This window comes from Agrobacterium tumefaciens (assembly GCF_005221325.1).
In the GTDB taxonomy this organism is placed as follows: domain Bacteria; phylum Pseudomonadota; class Alphaproteobacteria; order Rhizobiales; family Rhizobiaceae; genus Agrobacterium.
Map to the genome: position 1 here is coordinate 2,362,989 of NZ_CP039888.1, position 24,091 is coordinate 2,387,079.

Here is a 24,091-nt window from a genome sequence, read left to right on the forward strand (position 1 = left end):
ATGCTCCCCTTTATTGCGCATTGAACCCGTCAGAGGGCTCGGTCAGTAGTGTTCGGATTGCGAAAAAGTTCGGGCCAGCGGCGCCTGCCCCGCCGTCAGCCCGCAATCAACCGGCAGACACACGCCGCTGACAGCAGCGGCCTGCGGGCCGGCCAGAAAGGCAACCGCATTCGCCACATCCTCGGGTCTGACGATACGCTGCAGCGGATACCAGTGCTTGGCTTCCTCGAAGACCTGGGGATTGGCGGCGGCGCGCGCCTCCCATGCCTGCGTGCGCACGGTGCCTGGCGCAACCGCGTTGGAACGGATGCCGAATTTGCCGTATTCGACGGCGATCAGCCTAGTCAGATGGATCAGCCCCGCCTTTGCCGCGCTATAGGCCGGATGACCGAACACCGCCATGCCGTTGACGGAGGTGATATTGACCACGGAACCCTGGGTACGCTTCAACGCCTCCTCGAAAGCCCTGAAGCAGAGAAACGGCGCTTCCAGATTGAGAGCATTGTCCTTACGCCATATCTCAGCGGTCGTGTCATGCAGGCTGACAGCCCGTGCCGCACCGGCATTATTGACGAGGGTGGCGACATCGCCCAGTTTCGCGACCTCGGCGGCCAGCCGCGCAAGATCCTGCGGATCGGTGACATCACAGGTTTTCGCAGCGAAGCCCGGACCGGAAAGCTTGGAAAGCGCATCGGACAGGGCGTCGGCATCGATATCAACCAACACCACCTTCGCATGGCTTTCAGAAAGTGCCGCAGCAATCGCCCGGCCAATATCCCCCGCCGCACCGGTTACGACGGCGAGCTGGTCTTTCCTGTCCTTCATCACCTTTACAACTCCCGTGAAATTTTCCGACCCACCGCAGGGGTCCGAGGCAAAACTGCCCTTATTTTTTCCTCGCCCTCAGTCACCGAGCAATTGCTTGTCATCGGGATCGCGATGCTCCACGAGCTGCTGCTTGATGTGGCGCAACGTCACCATCGATCTCTGCCGCTGTTGATAGGCGGCAAGCGTCGCAAGAATATCGACGGCGGCGAGATAAGCGTAACGTGACGAAGTCGGCCGGAAGATATTGTTTCCTTCGGGCACATTCACGGCCACCACCATATCGGCTGCGGCAGCAACCGGCGTGTCGCTCTGGGTGAGCGCGATGGTGGTGACCCCCATTTCCCGCGCCAGCCTGAAACACTTCACCAGTTCCATGTTGCGACCGGAAAAGGACGAACCGATAATCACGTCTTCCTTTCGCGCCGCAGCCGTCATCATCAGCTGCATGCTGTGATCGGCGCTGGTCGAAACACGCAAACCCAGCCGGAACAGCCGGTTCTGGATTTCCGAAGCGATCATCGAGGAATTGCCGCCCGCACCGAAGGCGTAGATCATGCCGCTATTGGCAATCTTGACTGCCGCTTCATCGGCGAGCGCTGGATCGAGCGTTTTGTGCAACAGGAACAGCGCTTCCTGCGCCTTTGCCAACACCTCTTCTGCGACATCGGAAGGGCCGGTGCTGGAAGGTTCCGACGTGAGATACCGGACACCCACATAGGCCGTCTTGGCAAGGCTGACCTTGAAATCCGAAAAGCTCTGGCAACCGAGACGACGGCAGAACCGCGTCACCGTCGGCGGAGAGACTTCCGCGCGGGCCGCAAGCTCGATGATCGACGCATTGACGGCGAATTCGAAGTCCGAAACCAGAATATCGGCAATCCGCCGTTCCGATTGCGAGAACTGCCCCCTGTCTTCCTGTATCCTTGCGAAAATATCCATGCTCACCGGTCTCCGTTCCGCCAAAACTTAACGCTTGGCCCCGTTGCCGATGCACCCTAATAAAGCGCGCCCGTCAACTGCATAGACCCATGAATCGACCATGTTTCGCCCCCTTGACGACACGACGGACACCTTTGATTTGAAAATAATTTTCTCTGTTGATTGAGAGATGAGCATATGCCAACAATATTCACCAGAGAAATCTCCAAATCTTGAAAATAATTTCAACAACGGACCCAAGCCATGCGCGATCCCTTCAAAAACCCCTTTGCCGAAACCGACACTGCCCGCCACTCCATCTGGGAGATGCTGGTGACGCGCGATATCGATGCCTTCCTCACCGCCGACTGGTCGAAGGTCGCGGATGATTTCGTTGAGGACGGTTTCCTCGGCATCAACGCCAATCGCGATGCGAACCCGGACAATTGGCGCCTGTCCTTCCCCTCGCTTGAGGCCTATCGCGACGAGTGGCTGCGGCAGGCGAAAGATTTCCAGACCCAGCAATTCGCGGAAGACCCGCGCCATGCGATTTTTACGACCACCACGCTGGAAGAGATCGAAGTGGAAGGCGAGACCGCGCTGGTGCGCAAGAAGTTCGACGGCGGGCTTCGCAAGGCCGATGGCAGCTTCGACGTCATGAAGTGGCAGACGCTCTATTATTGCCGGCTGCACCAGGGCCGCTGGAAGATCAGCGGCTTTACCGGCTACATGCCCAACCCCATGCCCTGATCCAGCGGGCAGGCACGACAGGCTTGGACGCCGGGCCGGAAGCCCGGTGTTTTTTCGCCTGGCGACGACGGTGGAAAAACGCCGAAAACGGATCGCATCAGGAAAAGCCGGGCATGGAACGACAGAGTGCATGGCCCGGCTCCGTTCCTATTGGATCAGCTTGAGGACTGACAGATCGACGCGCCGATCGAGAGCAATGCCGCTTTCATCGAACAGATGACAATCCGATGCCTTGATGCCGGTGACGATCGTCTCATCCACGACGACAGGCGCAGAGCCGGGAAGCAGGGCGCAATAGTTCTCACCCGTCGGCGCGACGCCATAAGCGATGGTATTCACCCCAAGCCGCTCGATCACGCTCGGCGCGACCTTGATGTTGAGATCGGCCGCTTCGAGACCGGTGTGTTCCGGACGAATGCCGAGCGTCAGCTGCCGACCCTCGAGACCGGCACGGGCCTCCACCGGCACGGTGATCGTCTGGCCCTCATAGGCCACCGTCACGCCCTCGGCGCTGACCGATTTGCAGGTGACCTTCAGGAAATTCATTTTCGGATTGCCGATGAAGCCCGCCACAAACAGGTTCGCCGGCTTGTGGTAAAGCTCGAGCGGCGCACCGACCTGCGCGATTTCGCCGGCATTCAGCACCACGATCCGGTCCGCCATGGTCATGGCCTCTACCTGATCGTGGGTGACATAGATCATCGTCGCCTTGAGCGTCTTATGAAGATTGGTCAGTTCGATGCGCATATCGGCGCGAAGAGCGGCATCCAGGTTGGAAAGCGGCTCGTCGAACAGGAATATCTTCGGCTCGCGAACGATGGCGCGCCCGATCGCCACGCGCTGGCGCTGGCCGCCGGACAAATTGCCGGGGCGCTGCTGCAGGCGCTGGTCGAGCTGGAGAATTTTCGCGACACCCTCGACCTTCTGCTTGATCTTCTCTTCCGCCATCTTCTCGACACGGAGGGGAAAAGCGATGTTTTCGAAAACAGTCATATGCGGATAGAGCGCATAGGACTGGAACACCATGGCGATGCCACGTTTGACCGGCGGCAATTCATTGACCTTCACGCCGTTGATAACGACGTCGCCAGCGGAAATCTCTTCAAGGCCGGCGATCATGCGCAGCAATGTCGATTTACCGCATCCCGAAGGGCCGACAAAAACGACGAACTCGCCATCCCTGATGTCGAGCTGAACGCCCTTGATGACGTCGAAATGTCCATAGTTCTTGCGGACGTTGTTGAGATAAAGCTGACCCAAAACTTGCCTCTCCCGTCACCAGCCGACATCAGGCTGCGTTCAGAGACGTTCCGAAACAGGGACAAAACCGCGCTGGATCGGAACCGTTGAAAAACACGGGGAGGAGCGCCAAAAAAAGGGCGCAGGCATTCCCGCGGCGAAATTGACCGGATGCGGGCGGCCTTGCGCCCGCATCCGTATTAACAAGGAATTATTTATACTGCTCGAGAGTGGCGGATGCCTTCTTCGCGGCATCTTCCGGTGTCGCCTTGCCGGTCACGACAGACTGCACCATCTCGATCATCGTGTCCTGGAAGCCCTTGTAGTCGGTGAAGAGCGGCTCGGGACCGCCATAGGCGATACCGTCGATCAGCGGCTTCCAGAAGGGATCCTTGGCGATGAACTCATCAACCTTCGGCGACGGACGAAGCGGGGTGAGGCCAGCGCCGCCCTGCAACTCGTATTCGCCCTGCGGGCCGGGAGAGGTGATGAACTTGGCGAATTCGGTCGCCTTTTCTTCCACGCCCGTTCCCTTGAAGATGGCGAGGCTGTCGGTGATGAGCAGCGTGCCGGGACCCTTGGCTTCAGGGCCGAGCGGCAGGGTTGCGATGCCCCAGTTGATCTTGGTTGCCTGCAAACGAGTTGCTGCACCCGAGCCGGCCTGGATCATGCCTACCTTGCCGTCGAGGAAGATGGCGCGGATTTCGTTCTGCTCATAGGCCGTCGGACCTTCGACGGAATAGGGCGTGATGTCCTTGTAGGCCTTGAGAGCTTCGAGAACCTGAGGGCTGTCGACGGTGATCTTGTCGCCATCGATGACCTTGCCGTTATTGGTGTAAACCCAATGCATGAACTGGTGCATGGTGTTGTCGAAGGTCTTGGCGGGCAGGCCGTAACCGGCAATGCCGGTTTTTTCCTTGATCTGCTTGGCAAAGGCGATCTCTTCAGCCCAGGTCTTCGGCGGCACTTCCGGATCGAGACCGGCCTGCTTGAACAGGTCCTTGTTCCAGTAGAGCGCCTTGGTCGAGAACGCGACCGGCACGCCCCATTGCGTATCCTCGAAGGTGACCGTGTCGACGATGTTGGGGTAATAGGTCTTCTTTTCGTCTTCTGTCATCGGCACCGGAACGATGAGATCGTTCTGCGCGAACTGCTTCAGCGTGCGCGAGCCGACATAGGCCATGGCGACCGGCGTGCCGGCAGCGGCGAGCGTGGTGGCCTTGTCCTGGCACTGCTCCCAGCCGACAACCTCAGGCACAACCTTGAAGCCTGCGTTCTTGCCTTCCCATTCCTTGATGTATTTTTCATGGATGGGGTCCATCTTGTCGCCGCAATAGATCCAGCTGATCTCCTTGTCGGCGGCATGCGCCACCACCGTGCCAAGGGCGGTGGAACCGGCAAATGCGAAAGCGCAGAGCGCCAATCCGTAATGTTTCAGTGCCATTGTAGTCTCCCGTTTTGGTAGTCGTTCCGGTTATTGCTTATTTCACCGCGCCGGCGGTCAGCCCGCCGACGAGATATCGTTGCATCAGGAAGATCGCGATCATCGCCGGTGCGATGCCCACGAAGCTCGCCGCCATCAGCTCGTTCCAGACGACTTCTTGCCGGCCGAAATAGGCAAACAGCCCGACCGGCAGCGGCATGTATTCCGTCTTCGAGTTGAAGGTCAGCGCGTAGATGAATTGCTGCGCATAGGCCTCGATGAAGGAGGAGATCGCGACAACGGCAATGCCCGGCGTTGCGATCGGCAACACCACCCTGCGAAGCGTATAAAGCCGGCTCGCCCCATCCACATAGGCCGCTTCCTCCAGCTCCCGCGGGATACGGCGCATATAGGTCACGAGAAGCAGGATACCGGTGGGGATGATGAAAGCGACACCGGGAATGATCATCGCGAAATAGCTGTTCAGCACGCCGATGGACCGCATCAACCGAAACAGCGGGATGAGCAGCACCGCGCCGGAGAACATCTTCACCGCCAGGAATATGCCCAGCAAAAGGCCGGCTCCCTTGAACTCGAAACGCGCGAAGGCATAGGCGGCGGGTATGACGAGCACAAGCACGATCAGGGTGATCGAGCCCGCAATGAAGAACGAATTAAAAATATAAAGCGCGAAGCCCGGTACGCTCACCCACATCGTCCGGTAGGCCTCGAAGGAACCGTTCTCCGGCCAGAACCTGTAGGGTGAGGAAAACAGCAGGCTGAGCGGCTTCAGTGATACCAGAAAGCCTTCGACGAAGGGCGCCAGCACGAAGGCCAGGAATACGGCGATACCGCAATAGATTCCGACCATTTCATACCAGGTGTAGCGGTTGATCCTCGCATGTCTGTCGGTCATCGTGTGGCCTCCTGCGAGAAACGGCGGGTGATACGGAAATAGAAGAAGGTGAAGATCGACAGGAAGATGCAGATGAGCACGGCGCGCGCGGCACCTTCACCATATTTGTAGGCGCCGATCGCCGTCTTGTAGGTGTCGATGATCATCGTTGTGGTTTCGCCGTTCGGACCACCACGCGTGAGAATCCAGATGATATCGAAGGAATTGAACGTCGAAATCAGTGACAGGACCGACATGGTGATCATGGCAGGCAGCATCAGCGGCAGCGTGATACGGCGGAAGCGATAGGCGCGGCTGGCACCGTCCGTCCACGCCGCTTCGTAAAGGTCCTGCGGAATGGACTGGATTGCGGCCAGCAGATAAAGCGTCACCATCGGCACGCCGATCCACACATCGGTGACGATCGTCGCCCAGAAAGCGGTTCTGCCATAGGCGAGGAAAGCGACCGGGCCATCCACCAGTCCGAGATTCTGCAGCACACCGGAAATCATGCCGAACTGGCCGTTATACATCCAGCCCCACATGAAAATGCCGATAGCCATCGGCACGATCCATGGCGGCATGGTCAGGATGCGAAACAGCGCACGGCCGGGAACGGCGGAGTTCAGCAACACCGCACCAAATGTGCCGATGATCATCTTTATCGAGACGGAAAAGAACGTCCAGACAAAGGTCCGCGTGATGACATCGGCAAAAGTCGCGTTGAAGATCTTCTCGTAGTTGATGAAGCCGACCCAGTTCGTCACTTTTTTGAGCGACGCATCGGTGAACGACAGGATGAATGTATCCACGAGCGGGTAAGCAACGATAAGCGTGATGTACAGGAGCGCCGGCAGAAGAAGAAACCAGGCGAAAATGACTGCGCTGCGTTTTGCATCCATCGCGCAGTCCCCCTCAAGCCGATTTCACGGCGGGGGATTTCGGCTGACCGTGCAGCGCAAGATCATACTCCTCCCACACCGGTTTGAGATCGACCACCTTGCGGCCATGGCGCGCTTCATCCATGGCAAGCGCCAGAATGCCGGCCTCGATCGCGTCGAGCGCGGAAACCGGCAGGGGCGTAGCCTTGACGATATGGGCGATCACATCCTCGGCCATCTGCTCGTCCGCGCCATAATGCTGCGAGAGCGTGGTCGCCGCAGAATAGGTCTTGGCGACGGTTTTTTCATTGGTGCGGGCATTGTGAACGTTCAGGAAACCACGCACGAAATCACCCTCCGCCATGCCCTTGGCACCGATGACGCAGAAGCGGCGGAAATCGTCGGGGACGTTGAGATTGGTATGGAAGGCAAGCGAGGCGCCGTTTTCATATTCGACGATCGCCGTCTGGTAATCGATGATGTCGCCGTCGCTGTCGAAGACCTTGTCGGAGCCCATCCAGCCGCTCGGCTTGCGATGGTAAACCTCCATGTCGTTGATGCCGTCATTCTGCGGCGCGTTCGCCGGCGTGAAGCTCTTTCGCCCACCGAAGCTTGACACGAAACGCGGCCGCGCGCCGACCACGCCATTATAGAGATCGAGATCGTGGCAGCATTTTTCCAGCATGAAGGAGCCGGAGTAATTCTCGTAACGCCGCCAGTCGCGCATGAAGAATGCGCCGTGATAGGGCGGGATATGTTCGGAAGCCTCAATGGAGACGACATCGCCGAGCTTGCCCTCGGCCTGCGCGGCGCGCAGATCGCGGTAAAGCGGCGAATAACGCAGGACCAGACCGACCAGCAGCCGCTCATGGCCGTGCTTGTTGAGCAGCCGGGCAAGCTCGAGGCTTTCCTCGATGCTGACGACGATGGGTTTTTCCGAGAAGATGGTGCAGCCGGCTTCAAGGCCGATGCGGATATGCTCCAGATGCATGTGGTTCGGAGAGCCGATCATCAGAAGATCGAATTTTTCACCGGCGATCAGCGCTTCCGGGCTTTCATAGGCCTTGCCGGCCGAAATGCCCTTTTCCTGCAGACCCGGCAGACCTGCCGGATGAGGATCAACATAACCGACGATCTCGAAATCCTTGTCGATCTCGTGAAAAACGTAGCCCAGATAACCGAGACGGAATCCGAGTCCGATAATTCCCACCTTCATGAACTTTGTTCCCTGCTCACTCGTAAATAATTTTCGCAGAAGCAACCATTTCTGTGTTGGTTATTCAATTATCTGCGATAATTTCTGACCATGATGAAATTAGTTTTCACAACGGTCAAGCAAAATTCGATTTACTCTGGCAAGTCGCGGATAAGAAACCGATTCTTCCAGGCCAGCGGAGACGCGCAACAGCTATTCACCGGCAACCGATGCCAAAACAATACCAAAAAAATGCCAATCGTCTAGAGCAATTACGGCAATGGGAAAATTTTTTAGTTTAATGCGGAAATTTAGATTATATGGCCTTAATTTAAGGCATCACAACGAAAAAAGCTCCGATCAACCATACAAGTTCGCGAATGGTTCTATTTTGGTATTGCCCATCCCATCTTCTGTGGTATAGCCAGAAGCAGCCATTTCGGATTGTGACAGAGGTTATGGATGAACGGGGCAGCGCTTAATCTGGAGGACCTGCAATCAGGCGGCGGCCCGCTGTACCTGAAATTGCGCCAGACGATCGAAGACGCCATCAATGGCGGCCGCCTGAAGCATGGCGACGCCCTGCCGCCGGAACGTGATATTGCCGAAAGCGCCTGCGTCAGCCGCGTTACGGTGCGCAAAGCGGTGGACGATCTCGTCCGCGACGGCCTTCTCGTTCGCCGGCATGGTTCGGGCACCTTTGTCGTCAAGCCCATCACCCGCATGCAGCAGCCGCTGACCAAGCTCACCTCCTTTACCGAGGACATGCGCCGGCGCGGCATGACGGCAAGCACCCGCTGGCTGGACAGGGGCCTGTTCCACCCGACCGGCGATGAAATGATGGCACTAGGCCTTTCCCAATCCGCCATGGTGGCGCGGCTCACGCGCCTGCGTCTTGCCAATGACCAGCCAATCGCACTGGAAGTCACCAGCCTGCCGGGCGATATTCTGCCCGATCCGCAACTCGTCGAAAACTCGCTCTATCTGGAGCTTGAGAAAAGCGGCATCCGCCCCGTGCGCGCCATTCAGCGCATCTCGGCACGCAATCTCACGGATGAGGAAACCCTGCTCCTTGGGGTTCCGCTGGGCTCGGCAGCGCTTTCCGTTCAGCGCATGGCCTATCTGGAAAGCGGGCGCCTCATGGAAATATCCCTCGCGCTTTACCGCAGTGATGCCTACGACCTCGTCGCCGAACTGACGATGGGTCCAGAGTGAAACATTGACCAAGGACACGAAACGATGACAACCCTGATGCGCCAGGAAATCGATGAGATTCCCGATGCTGTCGCCCGCCTGTTGGATAATGCCAAGACCGACTTCCAGGAGGCCGGCAGCAAGCTGAAGGCCCGTGACCCCGCGGTCGTCGTCACCATTGCCCGCGGCTCCTCCGATCACGCTGCACATTTCCTGAAATATGCGATCGAATTGCAGACCGGTCTGCCGGTCGCTTCTCTCGGCCCCTCGCTCGCCTCCATCTACCAGACGAAACTGCGACTGGAGCGGGCAGCGGCCTTCGCCGTCTCGCAGTCCGGCAAGAGCCCTGACATCGTCGCGCTCGCACAAAGCGCCCGCAAGGGCGGCGCGCTCACCTTCTCGCTCGTCAACACCCTGCCCTCTCCCCTGGGTGAGGCGGCCGACCACGCCATCAATATCCAGGCCGGGCCGGAAAAGGCCGTGGCAGCGACCAAATCCTTCGTCAATTCCATCGTTGCCGGTCTGGCGATCCTTGCCGAATGGACAGAAGACAGCCTGCTTGCCAAGGCCGTCAGCGCCCTGCCGCAGAATTTCGCCAAGGCCATCGCGCTCGATTGGAGCCATATCGGCGAGGCGGTTAAGGGCGAAGAATCGCTTTACATGCTGGGCCGCGGCCCTGCCCTTGCCATTGCCGCGGAAGCCGCACTGAAATGCAAGGAAACCTGCGAGCTGCATGCAGAGGCCTATTCCTCGGCGGAAGTCATGCATGGCCCGGTCTCGCTGGTCGCGCCGCAATTCCCCGTCATCGCCTTTGCCGCGCGCGACCGTGCCGAGACTTCGGTCACGGATATTGCCGCAGGTCTTGCCCATAAGGGTGCGAGTGTTTTCGTCACTTCCACAAAGGGCAGCCCGGCCAAGCCCTTGCCCTTCGTGGAAACCAACCACCCGCTGACCGATGCATTGTTGCTGATCGCGCCGTTTTACGGTTTCATCGAGCAATTGTCGCGCGCGCGCGGCTTCAATCCAGATGCGCCCGTGGCATTGAAAAAGGTCACAGAAACCCAATGAGCGGCACCAAGGCATTTATCGGCGCACGCATTTTCGACGGCGCCGCATGGCACGACGGCAGGGTGCTCCTGCTCGACGACGGCCATGTTGCTGCAATCTCTGACGGCGTGCCGGCCGAAGTCGAACCGATCGATTTAAAGGGACTGCTGATCGCACCTGGATTCATCGATCTCCAAGTCAATGGCGGCGGCGGGGTGATGTTCAACAACCAGCCGGATGTTGACGGCATTGCCCGCATCTGTTCCGCTCACGCCAGATTCGGCACGACAGCGTTGATGGTCACGCTCATCACCGACCGGCCGGATGTCACCTCAAAAGCGGCGCAGGCGGGTATTGCCGCCAGCAAGCGGCAGGTGCCGGGCTTTCTGGGCCTGCATTTCGAAGGGCCGCATCTTTCCGTCGCACGCAAGGGCACCCATGATCCGGCGCTGATCCGCACGATGGAGACGGCCGATCTTGCCGTTCTGACCGGCTGCAAGGCGGAACTTGCCTTCGTGATGACGACAATTGCCCCTGAGAACGTGACCGCTGAACAGGTCGCAGCACTCAGAAAAGCCGGCATCGTTGTCAGTCTCGGCCACACCGATACCGGCCTTGATGTAGCGGCGGCCTATGCTGATGCAGGCGCTTCCATGGTGACGCATCTTTTCAACGCCATGAGCCCGCTTGGCCACCGCGAACCGGGTCTGGTTGGCGCAGCGCTTTCGAACGGCAAGCTGGATTGCGGGCTGATCGCTGACGGATTTCATGTCGATCCGGCCGCCATTGGTATTGCGCTCCGGGCCAAGAATGGTCCGGGCCGAATTTTCCTCGTTACTGACGCCATGTCGACCATCGGCACGGATGATGACGGTTTCGAATTGAACGGCCGGCGCGTCTATCGCAATGGCGGCCGGCTGACGCTTGAAGACGGCACGCTGGCGGGGGCGGATATCGACATGCTCTCCTGCATCCGCTTCGTGCATGAGAAGCTGGACACGCCGCTGGAAGAAGCTTTGAGAATGGCATCGGCCTATCCGGCTGAGGCTGTCGGCGCATCGGACAAGGGAAAACTCCTGCCCGGTTTCGATGCCGATTTCGTTGTGCTGACACCCGACCTCCAGATGCATTCGACCTGGATTGGTGGAGAAAAAATCTACGATGCCGCGCATTCCGGAGTTTAAACCATGATCGTTTGTTTCGATATTGGCGGAACGACCATCAAGGGCGCCATCGCCCATGCCCCGGACGATATTCGCCCGGTGCCGCGCATTCCGACGCCGAAAACCAGTTTCGAAGACTTCGCCGCCGGCCTCAAATCCGTCATCGATGCGAGCGGCGGCACGCCCGGCTGCGTATCGTTGTCGATTGCCGGTGTCATCGATCCCGATACCGGTAAGGCTACCGTCGCCAATATTCCGAGCATTCATGGTCGGGTCTTGAAGGACGAGCTGGAAAAAGCCCTCAACCTTCCCGTCATCGTGTCGAATGACGCGGATTGTTTCGTGATCGCCGAATCGGAAATCGGCTCGGGTCAGGGCCATCGCGTGGTTTTCGGCGTCATCCTCGGAACGGGCGTCGGCGGCGGGCTGGTGATCGATGGCAAGCTCATCAACAGCCATGGCGGTTTCGCCGGCGAATGGGGCCACGGCCCGGTGGCCGCGACATTGGCTGGCAATCCGCCGGTCTCGCTGCCCCGCTTCGAATGCGGCTGTGGCCTCACCGGCTGTGTCGATGCCATCGGCAGCGCCCGCGGCATGGAAAAGCTGCATGCGCATCTTCACGCGCAGGAGATGACCAGCGAGGACATTATCGCCGCCTGGCAGGCGGGCGATGCGCAAGCTGCAAGAACCATCGATGTCCTCGTCGATATTCTCGCCTCGCCGCTGGCGATGGTGATCAATGTGACAGGAGCGACCATCGTTCCCGTGGGCGGCGGGCTTTCGAATTCGCGGGAACTTCTCGCCGCATTGGATGAAGCGGTCAGGGCCCGCATTCTCAGACGTTTAGACCGCCCGCTGGTCGTGCCCGCCATCTGCCGCATCGAACCGGGGCTGATCGGATCAGCCGTTATCGGGTTGAAATATGCGCAGGAGATCGCCCGCCCGTCCTGATGGCCCTCACGGCGTTTCGATCTTTTCCCTTCGAAACCCCAACCCCACCAGCCGCCCCGTCAGGTGGGAAAGAAGCGGAAATCGAATGATCGCCCGCACGAAGGCAGGGGGGCCTTTGGGCTTTTCTGCCCTTTCCTCCTGCCCTTTCTTGCGACCGATACGCATCATCCGCTGCAGAAACTGCGTGGCCTTGGTCGGGAAGGACCGCCGCTTTTCGATTGCGGCGAGGTCGTCGTCACGAATGGCCCGGCCGGACACCAGCACGGGCACCAATATATTGGCAGCGGCAACCGCATCCTGAATGGCCAGATTGACGCCGACGCCGCCGACGGGCGACATGGCATGGGCCGCATCACCGATGCAGATCAGGCCGGGTTTCCACCAGCGCTTCAGACGGTCGATACGAACGGTCAACAGATGCACATCGTCCCAGCTCTTGATCTCATCGAGCCTTTCGCGCGGAAAAGGGCAGATTTCCGCGACCCTGTCCCGGAAGGCCTCAATCCCCTCCAGCTTTATGTCCGCGAAAAATCCCTTGCGCACCACATAACCGCATTGCCAGTAGTCACCCCGGTTGATCATCACGAAACCCTGCCGCGAACCGGCATGCCCCATGGTTTCGGCCGGATCGTCAGGCTGTTTCGAAAGGCGCAGCCACAGCACCTCGGTCGGAATTCCAAAGCGCTGGACCTCGAGCCCCGCCGCTTCGCGGACGATGGAGTTGCGGCCATCCGCACCAACCACCAGATCGGCAGCGATCTCGATGACGTCTTCCGGCGTTTCGACGGTGAGGCCGCCGACGCGCCCGTCCTTCTCGATGAGGCCGGTCACCGGTGCGTTCATCAGCAGGCGGAAATTTTCATATTGGCCTGCCTTGCCGACGATGAAATTGAGAAAATCCCATTGCGGCATGAAGGCGATGAAACGATGCCGGACCGGCAGGCGGGAAAAATCCGCAATCGTCACACGCTCGCCGCCGATAACCGCATTCAACCGCGGCGCACGCGTATGCGGAAGGCTTAAGAACTCATCGATGAAACCGAGCTGTTCCATCAGTTCAAGCGTGGAAGGATGAATGGTATCGCCGCGAAAATCCCGCAGAAAATCCCCGTGTTTCTCGACGACAACAACATCGATACCGCTGCGGGCGAGCAGCAGACCGAGCATCATGCCCGCCGGCCCGCCGCCGGCCACGGCAACGCAGGTGCGGATGGTTTGAACGGCTCTGCCGTCCTTTTCATGCCCGGCTTTCGCGTCTTCCATCACCCTCGCCCCTATCCCATCCCGTCCCGTTAAATGTCTTTACTTTATTTCAGCCGCCGCAGGGCTTGCATTTTTCGGCTGCGGCCAGCCCTGCGCATCGAAACGAAACAGCATTTCGGACCGGGCAAAGATAAAGGCGAAGGCCATGGCCGTCCACAGGCCGAGCAACAGCCCGGCTGCGACATCGCTTGGATAATGCGCACCGACGATGACACGCGAAACGCCGATGACAAGCGCAAGCAGCAGGAACGCCCAGCGGAAGCGCGGCATCAGCATGGCGAAAACACCGAAAAATGCCCCGGCCGCCGTCGAATGGCCGGAAGGGAAGCTCTCATAAAGATTGTCACCGGTGAAAGGCGTGAGGCTGTAGGCACCCATTTCCAGAAAAAGCTCCGGTCGCGCCCGCCCGATCAGGAATTTCAGCGTATGGACGAGAATACTCGCCGTGCCGATCGTCAGGAAAAAATAAGCGAGAAGCCGCCATGCCGTTCTCAGCCGCCCGCCATAGGTCCGCGCCTGCAGGACACGCGCGGCGACATAAGCGAGAATCGCGAGCGCGCCCGTGGAATAAAGCATCCAGCGGAAGGTTCCGAAATCGGTAATCGCGCGATTGAAGGTGACTATTCGGCCCGGCAGGGCCTGCGCGGTTTCGGAAAGGCGTGGATCGAAAGGAATGAAAACCAGAACCAGCACAAGGCTTGCCGCAAAAATCCAGCCGCTGGAAACCACGAAACGTCGCATCAACATCCTCTTGTCATTTTCTTGCATATGGCTTTGACCTTCACAAAAACAATAGCCTGGGCTTTGTCCTTGTTATGGCGGGTTTTCGCGGGTAGAGCCTAAATCTGCCAAATAAACTGACGGTCTGAAGATGACGAATACCGGTGAAGTGCCACGAAAGCTGACCATATTGGGTTCGACGGGTTCGATCGGCACCAATACGCTGGATGTCGTGCGTCAACTGGGTGGCCGCGACGGGTTCGAGATCATGGCTCTGACCGGCGCTGGAAACATCGCGCTTCTGGCGGAACAGGCGCGGGAATTTGGCGCGCAACTCGCGGTCACTGCGGAAGATGACAAATACGAAGCGCTGAAATCGGCGCTGACAGGCACCGGCATCAAGGTCGCGGCGGGCAAGGCCGGCCTTGAAGAGGCAGCCTCGATGGATGCCGGCTGGGTAATGGCCGCGATTGCCGGCACCCCCGGCCTCGCCCCGACACTGACGGCCGCCCGGCGCGGTGCCGATATTGCACTTGCCAACAAGGAATGCCTCGTTTCGGCGGGCGATGTCTTTCTGCGCACGGTTAAACAGGGCGGCGGTCGACTGATCCCGGTCGACAGCGAACACAGCGCAATCTTCCAGTGCCTGACGGGTGAACACAAAGAGGCCGTGGAACGTATCGTGCTGACGGCCTCCGGCGGGCCGTTCCGCACCTGGTCGCGGGACGAGATGTCCAACGTCACGGCGGATATCGCGCGTGCCCATCCCAACTGGTCGATGGGGCTGAAGGTCTCGATCGGCAGCGCCTCGATGTTCAACAAGGGGCTGGAAATGATCGAAGCGAAATATCTCTTCGATCTCAGACCCGATCAGGTGGAAGTGATCGTCCATCCGCAATCGATCATCCATTCGATGGTGGGTTATACAGATGGCTCCTATATCGCGCAGCTCGGCTCTCCCGACATGCGCACCGCCATCTCCTATGCCCTCACCTATCCGCAACGCGGCAATCTGAGCGTCGAGCGACTGGATTTCGCGAAACTGGCGCGGCTCGATTTCGAAGCGCCGGATGAAGCCCGCTTCCCGGCGCTGCGGCTCGCGCGCATGGCGCTGGAGCGTGGCGGTTTGCAGGGCGCTGCCCTGAACGCAGCCGAGGAGACCGCCTTTCACGCCTTCGTCGCTGGAGGCATCGGTTTTCTCGACATGGCCGAAATCGTCGAAACGGTCATGGACCGTATGCATGACGGCCGGACTGCCCAGACTATCGAGGATGTTTTCGCGGCGGACGAGGAAGCCCGCCGCCATGCGCTGGAACTCATCGCCACAAAAGAAAAGGCCGCGTAAACGCGGCCCCGATTTCTTCTACCTGAACTGCGGCCCCTAAGCCACCGCACGCGCCAGTGCGCAATGCGACCAGAGCTGGTGCAGCGCACCGACCAGATGCTCTATGTCAGCATCGCTATGCAGCGGTGTCGGGGTTATGCGCAGGCGCTCGGTCTTGCGCGGCACCGTCGGGTAATTGATCGGCTGCACATAAACGCCGTGACTATCGAGCAGGATATCCGAGATCCATTTGCACTTGGCCGCATCGCCGACCATGACCGGCACGATGTGGCTTGGATTGTCCATATGGGGAATACCGCGGGCATCGAGAAGACCGCGCAGCTTTCGCACTCGGTCCTGATGGCGCGCGCGCTCGAAGGGACTGGCCTTCAGATGCTGGATCGAGGCGATCGCGCCGGCGGCAAGCGACGGCGGCAGGGCCGTCGTGAAGATAAAGCCGGATGCGAAAGAACGGATGAAGTCGCAGACCGCGGTGGAGCCGGTGATATAACCACCCATCACGCCGAAGGCTTTGCCAAGCGTACCCTCGATGATCGTCAGGCGATCCATCAGGCCTTCGCGCTCGGCAATGCCGCCACCACGCGGGCCGTACATGCCGACGGCATGAACTTCATCGAGATAGGTCATGGCGCCGTAACGATCGGCCAGATCGCAGATTTCCTTGATCGGCGCGATATCGCCATCCATCGAATAGACGGATTCAAAGGCGATCAGCTTCGGCGCGTCAGGATCGGCAGCCTTGAGCTTCGCTTCGAGATCTTCGAGATCGTTGTGTTTCCAAATCACCCGCTCGCAACGACCGTAACGAATGCCCTCGATCATCGAAGCATGGTTGAGCGCATCCGAGAAAATGATGAGGCCCGGAATCTTCTGGCCGAGCGTACCGAGGGTAGCCCAGTTGGAAACATAACCCGACGTGAAGATCAGCGCCGATTCCTTGCCGTGCAGATCGGCGAGTTCCTGTTCAAGAAGGACGTGATAATGGTTGGTGCCAGAAATGTTCCGGGTGCCTCCCGCACCCGCGCCACAGTGATCGATGGCGGCCTTCATGGCTTCGATGACTTTCGGATTCTGGCCCATACCGAGATAGTCGTTGGAGCACCAGACGGTTACGTCCTTGCGTTCGCCATTGGCGTTGTACCGTGTCGCGCGGGGAAAATTGCCCTGCTGGCGCTCGATATCAGCAAAAACGCGATAGCGACCCTCAGAATGCAGGCTCTGCAGTTCCGTCGTGAAAAATGCCTCGAAGTCCATGCCATGCTCCAGAATTGACCAGATCGTTTTCTCCCCCGACACCGGGACCGTCAACCCTTGTGGGCCACTTTAACCGCGTCTGCGTCAATTCGCCGTTGTTTTGAACCATTCCAATAAACCGTTTATAGATGCCAATGAAAAGTACAAAATTGATTCACATCAAAAAACCGCGAGATTTGGAACCTTTTTCGCGTGACGCCGTTGTCTGGCACACAATCGATTTACGCTCACAGGAATGCCTGGAAGATGAGGCTTCCCTAAACGACATCGAATTGTTAGTTATCTGTGGCGGTCGGAGGTAGCAGTCGCCGCAGATAAATATGGGACGCCTATCGAGCCAAAGAGCTCATTGTAACGTTGGAGAGAGTTTCATGAAAAAGGCAATCATATTTGCGCTCGTCGGCCTGTCGCTTGCAAGCTGCACGCAGACTGAAAAGGGCGCTTCGATCGGTGCCGTTTCCGGCGCTGTCATTGGTGGGGCCATCACGGGTAACGTTCGCGGCGCAGCAGTTGGCGCAGCAATCGGCGGCGTCGGCGGCGCTTTGATCGGCAATGCATCCGAGCCGGGTTATTGCTATTATCGCGACCAGTACGGTCAGCGTTACACGGCACGTTGCCGTTAATCGCTTCGCGAAATACCGTTGCACAGAAGCCCCGGTCATCCGGGGCTTTTTGCGTTATGACGGGCAAAAACAAGTCAAAGGGTCCTCAAGGCCGTTTATTTATGATTAAATTGCAACGTTAACGGACAGGAAACGGGTTAGGGCGACAATAAAGGCTCAACCATAAAGCAGCTTATGCGAAGAACACGAACTAACCCGAAGACAGGTATTGCGTATCGGAAAGCTGGCACCGCTCTTGCGGTTGCTTTCACACTCGCCCTGTATCCGGCGTTTGCCCGTGATGCTTTCGCCTTCAAACTGTTCGGTATGCGTCTCTGGGGTTCGGAAGAACCGGAGGTCGAGGTTATCAACCCGGTCAAATACGCCGTCACTCTTGATGCGGCTGACGCCGACAAATCCCTCAAGGGCAGTCTGGAAAACAGCTCGCTTCTTCTGGCCGACAAAGACAAACCTGCCTCCGGCGATCTCGGCCTTCTGATTAAGGCGCGCGACGACAGGGACAGGCTGATCGCGGCACTTTATGAAAACGCCCGTTATGGCGGCATCGTCAACGTGACCGTGGCCGGAAAGAACGTTGATGACCTGCCTCCCAACCCGGTGTTCGATCACAGCACGCCCGTACCCGTGGTCATAACGGTGACGCCAGGCCCGAAATTCACACTCGGCAACGTCCGTCTTGAAGGCGATGTAGCGGGCCGTAATCTTGAGGAATATGGCCTGATCAACGGCGGCGATGCCGGGTCTCTGGCAATCATCCGCGCCGGCAACAGGCTGATCGACGATCTGAAGGCGGAAGGCCGGCCACTCGCGAAATTGACGAAGCGCGAGGCGGTCGCAAACCATGCAACGAATACGGTCGACATTACGATGGCAGCCGAGGGTGGCCCCATTGCGCCGCTCGGCACTGTTACCGTCACCGGTGAAAAAACCGTCGAAGGCGACTTCATCCGCCGTTATTCACGCCTCAATGGCGGCGAGCCCTATTCGCCGGAAAAGCTGCGCAAGGCCGCCGACCGCCTGCGCCAGCTCGGCGTCTTTTCCAGCCTGACGATCAAGGAGGCGGGAACGCTCGCCCGCGATGGCTCCATTCCGCTGACCATCGAAGTATCCGAAGGCAAGCACCGTTATTTCGGTGTCGGCGCGCAATATTCCACCACGGAAGGCATCGGCCTGCAGGGTTACTGGGGCCACCGCAACCTCTTCGGACAGGCGGAATCGCTGCGCATCGAAGGCTCGGTCTCGCGCATCGCAGAGGCATCCAGCGTCGAGGGCATGGATTATTCGGCGGGCATCACCTTCACCAAGCCCGGTATGTTCAACCCGCGCACCACATTCAAGACCAGCCTGATTGCCAAGACCGAGCATCCCGATACCTATGAAGCAAAGACGCTGACGGGCACGGCCGGTTTCGCCTATGAGCTGAACGATACCGATACCGCCGCAGCCGGCCTCGAGGTGCAATGGGCCGATACCGAAGACGCCTTTGGCAAGAACGAATATCTGACCACCTCGATACCGCTGGAATTCGTTCGCGACACGCGTGACGACAAGCTGAACCCTACCGAAGGTTTCCGCGCATCCCTGGCCGCCAAGCCAAGCTATGAAGCGTTGAACGGTACGTTCTTCTCCTCTTTCGAGGGCTCCATCACCGGTTATAAGGGACTTGGTGCCGAAGACCGGCTGATCATGGCCGGTAAGCTCTCCGGCGGTGTTCTCGTGGGTGGCAACGATCTGCAGGACATACCGACCACACGGCGGTTTTTTGCAGGTGGCGGCGGATCGGTACGCGGCTACAGCTATCAGGAAATTTCGCCCTATAATGCGGCGGGCGACGCGACGGGTGGCCGCTCCTATGTGGTCGGCTCCGTTGAAGCCCGCATCAAGGTCACCGATACGATCGGCCTCGTGCCTTTCATCGATGCCGGCGTGGTTTCGGATGAAGTGACCCCCGATTTTTCCGATATCCGGGCTGGCGCCGGTATCGGCCTGCGTTACGCGACGCCCTTCGGGCCACTGCGTCTCGATGTCGCCATGCCGCTTGAAAAATACGACGGCGGCAACAATTTCGGCATTTATGCTGGTATCGGCCAGTCTTTTTAAACGCCGCAGTCGAACACCCTTGCAACAGAGTGTAGATTAACCTGGATGAAAACGTTGATTCGATTGCTGAAATGGCTGGGCTACGCTGCACTCTGCTGCGTGGTGCTGGTGTTGCTTGCGGTTTTGTTCATCGGTTTTACGCCGATGGGCGCCCGGATTGCCGCAAAGCAGATTTCATCGCTCGTATCGACACCCGATCAGACGATCGAGATTTCTCCGCCGGCTGGCCTTCTGACCGGTCGCCTGCGGCTCGACAGTGTCACGCTTTCGGACCGTCAGGGGCCCTATGCCCGCCTGAACCAGATCGCCGTCGACTGGTCGCCTCTGTCGCTGCTTGCCGGCACCTTCCATGCCGACCGCGTGTCGGCCGTATCGATCGACGTCGAGCGCCAACCACTGCCGGCTCAGCAGACGACCAGCAAGAGCTCCAGCGGTTCTTCGCTTCCCATTGAAATCGTCATCGATAATTTCAGTTTTCCGGATATCAGCCTTGGGCAGTCGCTTCTCGGCCGTGCTTTCGACCTGACGGCGGAAGGCAACCTCAAGGCCGCGCGGGACGACATGCGGCTTTCACTCACCGCCCACAGGCGAAATGCCGTGGATGCGGAGGTCAATGCCGACGTCGCATTTCTGCCGAATGAGAACGTGCTGAAGCTGAAAGCGGAGATGAAGGAACCCGAAGGCGGCCTGCTCGCCACGCTGCTTTCGCTTCCCGGCACGCCTGCGGTGGCAATAGACCTCAACGGCGAAGGTCCGCTTTCCAGCTGGACCGGCACCCTGCGCGGCAATGTCGCCGGCAATGCGGTGGTCAACGTCACCGGTCGCCATCTCCTTGGCGATGACGGAACGCGCCGTATCGAGATTGCCGGCGGCGGCCAGCCCGATCTGCTGCTGCCGCCTGCCTTCCGCCAGCTTTTTGCCGGCGAGACGAAGCTCGATGCGAATGCCACACTCTTCCCGCAGGGCCGCATCGAAATCGGCAGCAGTACGCTTGAGACCGGCACGCTGCTGTTGACAGCATCCGGCACCGTCGATCCGAACGGTCAGAACGATCTTGCCGCCAATCTCATCGGCACCGCTGGCCCCGTGGATTTCCGTTGGCCGCTCGGCAATGGTGAAATCCAGGCCCTCATCAACGGCCTCGATCTTTCCCTGAAGGGCGGTGCAGATGCCGCGCACCTCAACACCACGGTTTCCCTGCGCAGCCTTGCGCTGCCACAGGGCCGGCTTGACGATGTCAAACTGACCGCCGAAAGCGCCGATCTCAATATTGCCAACCGCAGCGGCACGATCGCCACCGTCCTGTCGGTGGCGCAATCATCCTTCGTCAGTCCCGATATCGACCGGCTGGTGCGTGCGCCTCTCACCATCAAGGCACCGCTCAGTCTCAGCTCCTCCACCATCGGCTTTAACGGCGCAACGCTGGAAAGCGCCAGCGTCGGCGGAACCCTGAACGGCAGTTTCGATCTCACCGATAACCGCCTGACGTCAAGCGTCCAGCTCTTCGCCTTGCCCGCCACGCTTCCACCGGCTCTCGCGGAAAAATTCGATACCACCATCGCCCTTCAGGGCGATATCGATGTCACCATCGGTGGACGCACCAGCGTCGAGAACCTCGTCGTCAAGTCCGGAACGATCGAGGCGGCTGGGAATGTCAGCCTCGAGAATGATGCACTAAGCGCCGATCTCAAGGGTAAATTCCCTGCGCTCGAAAAGCTGACGCCGCAGGCGAAGGGCATCGCTGATTTTGCGATCGAAGCGAGCGGTGCGCTTGCCGCCCCTGATTTCAACGTGACCCTGAGTTCCGAAAGTGCCGTCCTTGCCGGGCGAAAACTCGAAGCACTGAAGGTCAACGCCTCCGGCAAGGCCGACCCGGCTGCACCGCAGGCAAAGCTGACTGCCAGCGGCAGCCTCGACCGGCAGAAAATCGACGCCAACGCCAACGTGGTGCAGACCGAAAATGGCACGGCAATACCCGAGCTCCATGTCGCGGTCGGCCGCAACATTCTGGACGGGAAGCTGCAATTTTCGCAGCAGTTCCTGCCGACGGGCAATCTCTCCTTCAATTTCCCCGATCTCGCCCTGCTGGCAGCACTCGCCGCCCAGCAGGCGGATGGCGATATTGCCGGCGATATCGCGCTTGATAACGCCAATGGCAAGATCGCCGCGACGATAAAGGCAAATGGCGGCAGCATCCGACAGGGTACGACGACGATTTCAAAGCTGGCCGCCGATATTTCCATCGATGACATCAAGGCGCTCGCCATCAACGGCAAGATCAGCGCCGAGAGCGTCAATGCTGGCACGGCTGCGATTTCAGGCCTGAATGCCACCATCGGACATTCCGGCACAACGACCGCGTTCGATGTCAGCGGCCGTTATGACAATGCGCCGCTTGTGGTGAAAGGCAGCGCCGATACCGGCGGTTCACCCATGACGGTGCGGGTCGATGCCTTTTCGGCCGCACCCAAGGGAATTCCCGTACGGCTTGAAAAACCAAGCACCATCGCCATCCAGAATGGTACGGCCCGCATCAGTGATCTGACCATCATCACGGGCGATGGTCGCGTTGAGGTCAACGGCACCGCCGGTTCCACCCTGGACATCAAGGCCGATATCCGCTCGCTTCCTGCGAGCCTGGCAAACGCCTTTGCCGCCGGGCTGGATGCGGCGGGCAGCATATCCGGCACGGTCAGCGCCAAGGGTGCGGCATCCGACCCCTCGGTTGATTATAATCTGAACTGGGCCAACGCAGAGGTTGCACAGACGCGTGCCGCGGGGCTTGCCGCCCTTGGCATCAAGGCCAATGGCCGGTTTGCCGGCGGCAACTTGCAGATCGACACCAACGTGACAGGTCAGGGCGGCATGTCGCTTTCCGGCGGCGGTTCACTCGGCATTGCCGGCAATCGTCCCCTTTCCATGGCTTTTTCCGGCCGGCTGCCTTTCAGCGCAGTCGCGGCACAAACCGCCGCACAGGGCCTCGATGTGGACGGCACCGCCGCCATCGACGTCAAGATCTCCGGCACCGCTTCCGCACCTGTCGTGACAGGCAGCATCACCACCGATGGCACGCGCCTGACGGATGTGCGTCGGAACCTGACGATCAATGGGCTCGGCGCAACAATCACCTTCGACCGCGACCGTGCCGTCATTTCCAGACTGACGGGTAAGCTGGCCGGCGGCGGAACGGTCTCGGGTACGGGCAGCGTCGGCATTGCCGGCGGCTCGGGTTTCCCTGCCGATATTTCGATCACGCTCGATCGCGCCGGTTATAATGACGGTACTCTGGTGACGACGGTGGTGAGCGGCACGCTGACGCTGAAAGGCCCGCTGCTGAGCTCTCCTGTCCTTGGCGGCAACCTGACGCTGGACCGAAGCGCCATCACCATTCCGGAGAAACTTCCGGCCTCGCTGACGGAAATCGATGTCAAACACAAGAATGCACCGCCAAAGGTGCGCGCTCAGGCCAAGGCGCTCGGAGCGGATCAGGGTGGAAGCGGAAGCTCTTCCACCATCAATCTCGATCTGCAGGTGAATGCTCCGAGCGGCATCTTCGTGCGCGGCCGCGGCATCGATGCGGAACTGACCGGCAACCTGACCATACGCGGCACGGCCGCCGTTCCCGTTATCTCGGGCGGCTTTGAAATGCGCCGCGGCCGGCTGGAAATCCTTACCCGCCGTCTGGATTTCACGACGGGCAATATTACCTTCGGCGGCGGCCTTGTCCCGGTTCTCGATATGAAGGCGGACTCGACCGTCGGTTCGACGACCGTCACCGTATCCGTTTCCGGCACTGCTAACGATCCGACCTTCGCCTTCTCCTCCGCCCCGGCCCTGCCGCAGGATGAAGTGATGGCGCAGCTGATCTTCGGACAGTCCATGTCGAAACTCTCCGCCCTGCAGATCGCGCGGCTGGCCGATGCCGCTGCCCAGCTGGCCGGCGGTCGTTCCACCTCGTTGTTCGACAAGCTCCGAAGCAATCTCGGCGTCGACGATCTCGATATTTCCACGGATTCCGAAGGGCAGGCTCGCGTTTCCGCCGGCAAGTATCTCAATGAAAGAACCTATCTCGAGCTGCAACAGAGCGGCGAATCCGGCGCAAAGGCGATCATCAACCTCGATGTCGGGCGCGGCGTGAAGCTGCGCGGCGAAGCGGGCGGCAATGGCGAGGGTGCGGCCGGAATATTTTACGAGAAGGAATATTGAGACGGCTTCGCATTTAGGTTTGCGAAACCATCTCATGCTACGACTCTTCCATTGAAGACGGAAACTTGATTTCCGGCTGTTCAGGCACCAGGCAGA

19 protein-coding genes are annotated in these 24,091 nt (G+C 59.3%); 9 read left to right on the top strand and 10 right to left on the bottom strand.

What is annotated here, in order from left to right:
* Positions 1–42: 42 nt before the first annotated feature.
* Together CFBP5499_RS12175 and CFBP5499_RS12180 are read right to left on the bottom strand one after the other, a co-directional pair.
* Positions 43–825 (bottom strand): SDR family oxidoreductase, encoded by a 783-nt coding sequence (locus CFBP5499_RS12175; protein ID WP_080827169.1) that lies wholly within the window; start codon positions 823–825, stop codon positions 43–45.
* Between the two features lie 78 nt (positions 826–903).
* The gene (locus tag CFBP5499_RS12180) at positions 904–1,767 is read right to left on the bottom strand and encodes a MurR/RpiR family transcriptional regulator (RefSeq protein ID WP_080827168.1); all 864 of its coding nucleotides are present in this window, start codon (positions 1,765–1,767) and stop codon (positions 904–906) included.
* A gap of 243 nt (positions 1,768–2,010) precedes the next feature.
* Here CFBP5499_RS12180 and CFBP5499_RS12185 point away from each other — a divergent pair, with 243 nt between their 5' ends.
* Positions 2,011–2,496 carry a hypothetical protein gene (locus CFBP5499_RS12185; RefSeq protein WP_080827167.1) on the top strand — a complete coding sequence of 162 codons (486 nt, stop codon included), beginning with the start codon at positions 2,011–2,013 and terminating at the stop codon, positions 2,494–2,496.
* Between the two features lie 147 nt (positions 2,497–2,643).
* Here CFBP5499_RS12185 and CFBP5499_RS12190 read toward each other — a convergent pair whose 3' ends face one another.
* From CFBP5499_RS12190 to CFBP5499_RS12210, 5 genes are all read right to left on the bottom strand, one after another.
* Positions 2,644–3,756 carry an ABC transporter ATP-binding protein gene (locus CFBP5499_RS12190; RefSeq protein ID WP_080827166.1) on the bottom strand — a complete coding sequence of 371 codons (1,113 nt, stop codon included), beginning with the start codon at positions 3,754–3,756 and terminating at the stop codon, positions 2,644–2,646.
* Positions 3,757–3,946: 190 nt separating this feature from the next.
* Positions 3,947–5,179, bottom strand: coding sequence for an ABC transporter substrate-binding protein (locus CFBP5499_RS12195; RefSeq protein WP_080827165.1), 1,233 nt, complete (start codon positions 5,177–5,179; stop codon positions 3,947–3,949).
* Positions 5,180–5,216: 37 nt separating this feature from the next.
* Positions 5,217–6,074 (bottom strand): carbohydrate ABC transporter permease, encoded by an 858-nt coding sequence (locus tag CFBP5499_RS12200; RefSeq protein ID WP_080827164.1) that lies wholly within the window; start codon positions 6,072–6,074, stop codon positions 5,217–5,219.
* Positions 6,071–6,955, bottom strand: coding sequence for a carbohydrate ABC transporter permease (locus CFBP5499_RS12205; RefSeq protein ID WP_080827163.1), 885 nt, complete (start codon positions 6,953–6,955; stop codon positions 6,071–6,073). Before CFBP5499_RS12205 ends, CFBP5499_RS12200 begins: the two co-directional genes overlap by 4 nt.
* Before the next feature lie 13 nt (positions 6,956–6,968).
* Positions 6,969–8,150, bottom strand: coding sequence for a Gfo/Idh/MocA family protein (locus CFBP5499_RS12210; RefSeq protein ID WP_080827162.1), 1,182 nt, complete (start codon positions 8,148–8,150; stop codon positions 6,969–6,971).
* A 441-nt stretch (positions 8,151–8,591) separates the two neighbouring features.
* Between CFBP5499_RS12210 and CFBP5499_RS12220 the strand changes: the two genes are divergently transcribed.
* Genes CFBP5499_RS12220 through CFBP5499_RS12235 form a run of 4 tightly spaced genes read left to right on the top strand, consistent with a single transcriptional unit; the run spans position 8,592 to position 12,484 of the window.
* Positions 8,592–9,344, top strand: a complete 753-nt coding sequence (locus tag CFBP5499_RS12220) for a GntR family transcriptional regulator (protein WP_080827161.1) — start codon at positions 8,592–8,594, stop codon at positions 9,342–9,344.
* A gap of 24 nt (positions 9,345–9,368) precedes the next feature.
* Positions 9,369–10,391 carry an SIS domain-containing protein gene (locus CFBP5499_RS12225; RefSeq protein WP_080827160.1) on the top strand — a complete coding sequence of 341 codons (1,023 nt, stop codon included), beginning with the start codon at positions 9,369–9,371 and terminating at the stop codon, positions 10,389–10,391.
* Positions 10,388–11,554, top strand: a complete 1,167-nt coding sequence (gene nagA, locus CFBP5499_RS12230; protein ID WP_080827159.1) for an N-acetylglucosamine-6-phosphate deacetylase — start codon at positions 10,388–10,390, stop codon at positions 11,552–11,554. The genes CFBP5499_RS12225 and nagA overlap by 4 nt, the downstream gene beginning before the upstream one ends.
* Positions 11,555–11,557: 3 nt before the next feature.
* Complete coding sequence (locus CFBP5499_RS12235) at positions 11,558–12,484, top strand: ROK family protein (protein WP_080827158.1); 927 nt, start codon at positions 11,558–11,560, stop codon at positions 12,482–12,484.
* A gap of 6 nt (positions 12,485–12,490) precedes the next feature.
* Here the strand turns inward: CFBP5499_RS12235 and CFBP5499_RS12240 are convergent, their stop codons facing one another.
* Both CFBP5499_RS12240 and CFBP5499_RS12245 read right to left on the bottom strand, forming a co-directional pair.
* A complete protein-coding gene (locus CFBP5499_RS12240; protein ID WP_175416707.1) occupies positions 12,491–13,747 on the bottom strand; it encodes an FAD-dependent oxidoreductase in 1,257 nt (418 codons plus the stop codon).
* Between the two features lie 39 nt (positions 13,748–13,786).
* Positions 13,787–14,488 carry a phosphatase PAP2 family protein gene (locus CFBP5499_RS12245; protein WP_175416708.1) on the bottom strand — a complete coding sequence of 234 codons (702 nt, stop codon included), beginning with the start codon at positions 14,486–14,488 and terminating at the stop codon, positions 13,787–13,789.
* A 130-nt stretch (positions 14,489–14,618) separates the two neighbouring features.
* On the opposite strand from CFBP5499_RS12245, the gene dxr reads away from it, so the two are divergent.
* Positions 14,619–15,812: a 1-deoxy-D-xylulose-5-phosphate reductoisomerase gene (gene dxr / locus CFBP5499_RS12250; protein WP_080827155.1), complete on the top strand. Its 1,194-nt coding sequence runs from the start codon at positions 14,619–14,621 to the stop codon at positions 15,810–15,812.
* A 36-nt stretch (positions 15,813–15,848) separates the two neighbouring features.
* On the opposite strand, the gene hemA is transcribed toward dxr, so the two are convergent.
* A complete protein-coding gene (hemA, locus tag CFBP5499_RS12255) occupies positions 15,849–17,066 on the bottom strand; it encodes a 5-aminolevulinate synthase (RefSeq protein WP_080827154.1) in 1,218 nt (405 codons plus the stop codon).
* Between the two features lie 371 nt (positions 17,067–17,437).
* On the opposite strand from hemA, the gene CFBP5499_RS12260 reads away from it, so the two are divergent.
* From CFBP5499_RS12260 to CFBP5499_RS12270, 3 genes are all read left to right on the top strand, one after another.
* Positions 17,438–17,689, top strand: coding sequence for a YMGG-like glycine zipper-containing protein (locus CFBP5499_RS12260; RefSeq protein WP_003504940.1), 252 nt, complete (start codon positions 17,438–17,440; stop codon positions 17,687–17,689).
* Positions 17,690–17,863: 174 nt separating this feature from the next.
* On the top strand, positions 17,864–19,789 hold the full coding sequence (locus tag CFBP5499_RS12265) for an autotransporter assembly complex protein TamA (RefSeq protein ID WP_080827153.1): 1,926 nt from the start codon (positions 17,864–17,866) through the stop codon (positions 19,787–19,789).
* Positions 19,790–19,834: 45 nt separating this feature from the next.
* Complete coding sequence (locus CFBP5499_RS12270) at positions 19,835–23,995, top strand: translocation/assembly module TamB domain-containing protein (RefSeq protein ID WP_080827152.1); 4,161 nt, start codon at positions 19,835–19,837, stop codon at positions 23,993–23,995.
* The last annotated feature ends 96 nt before the right edge of the window (positions 23,996–24,091 follow it).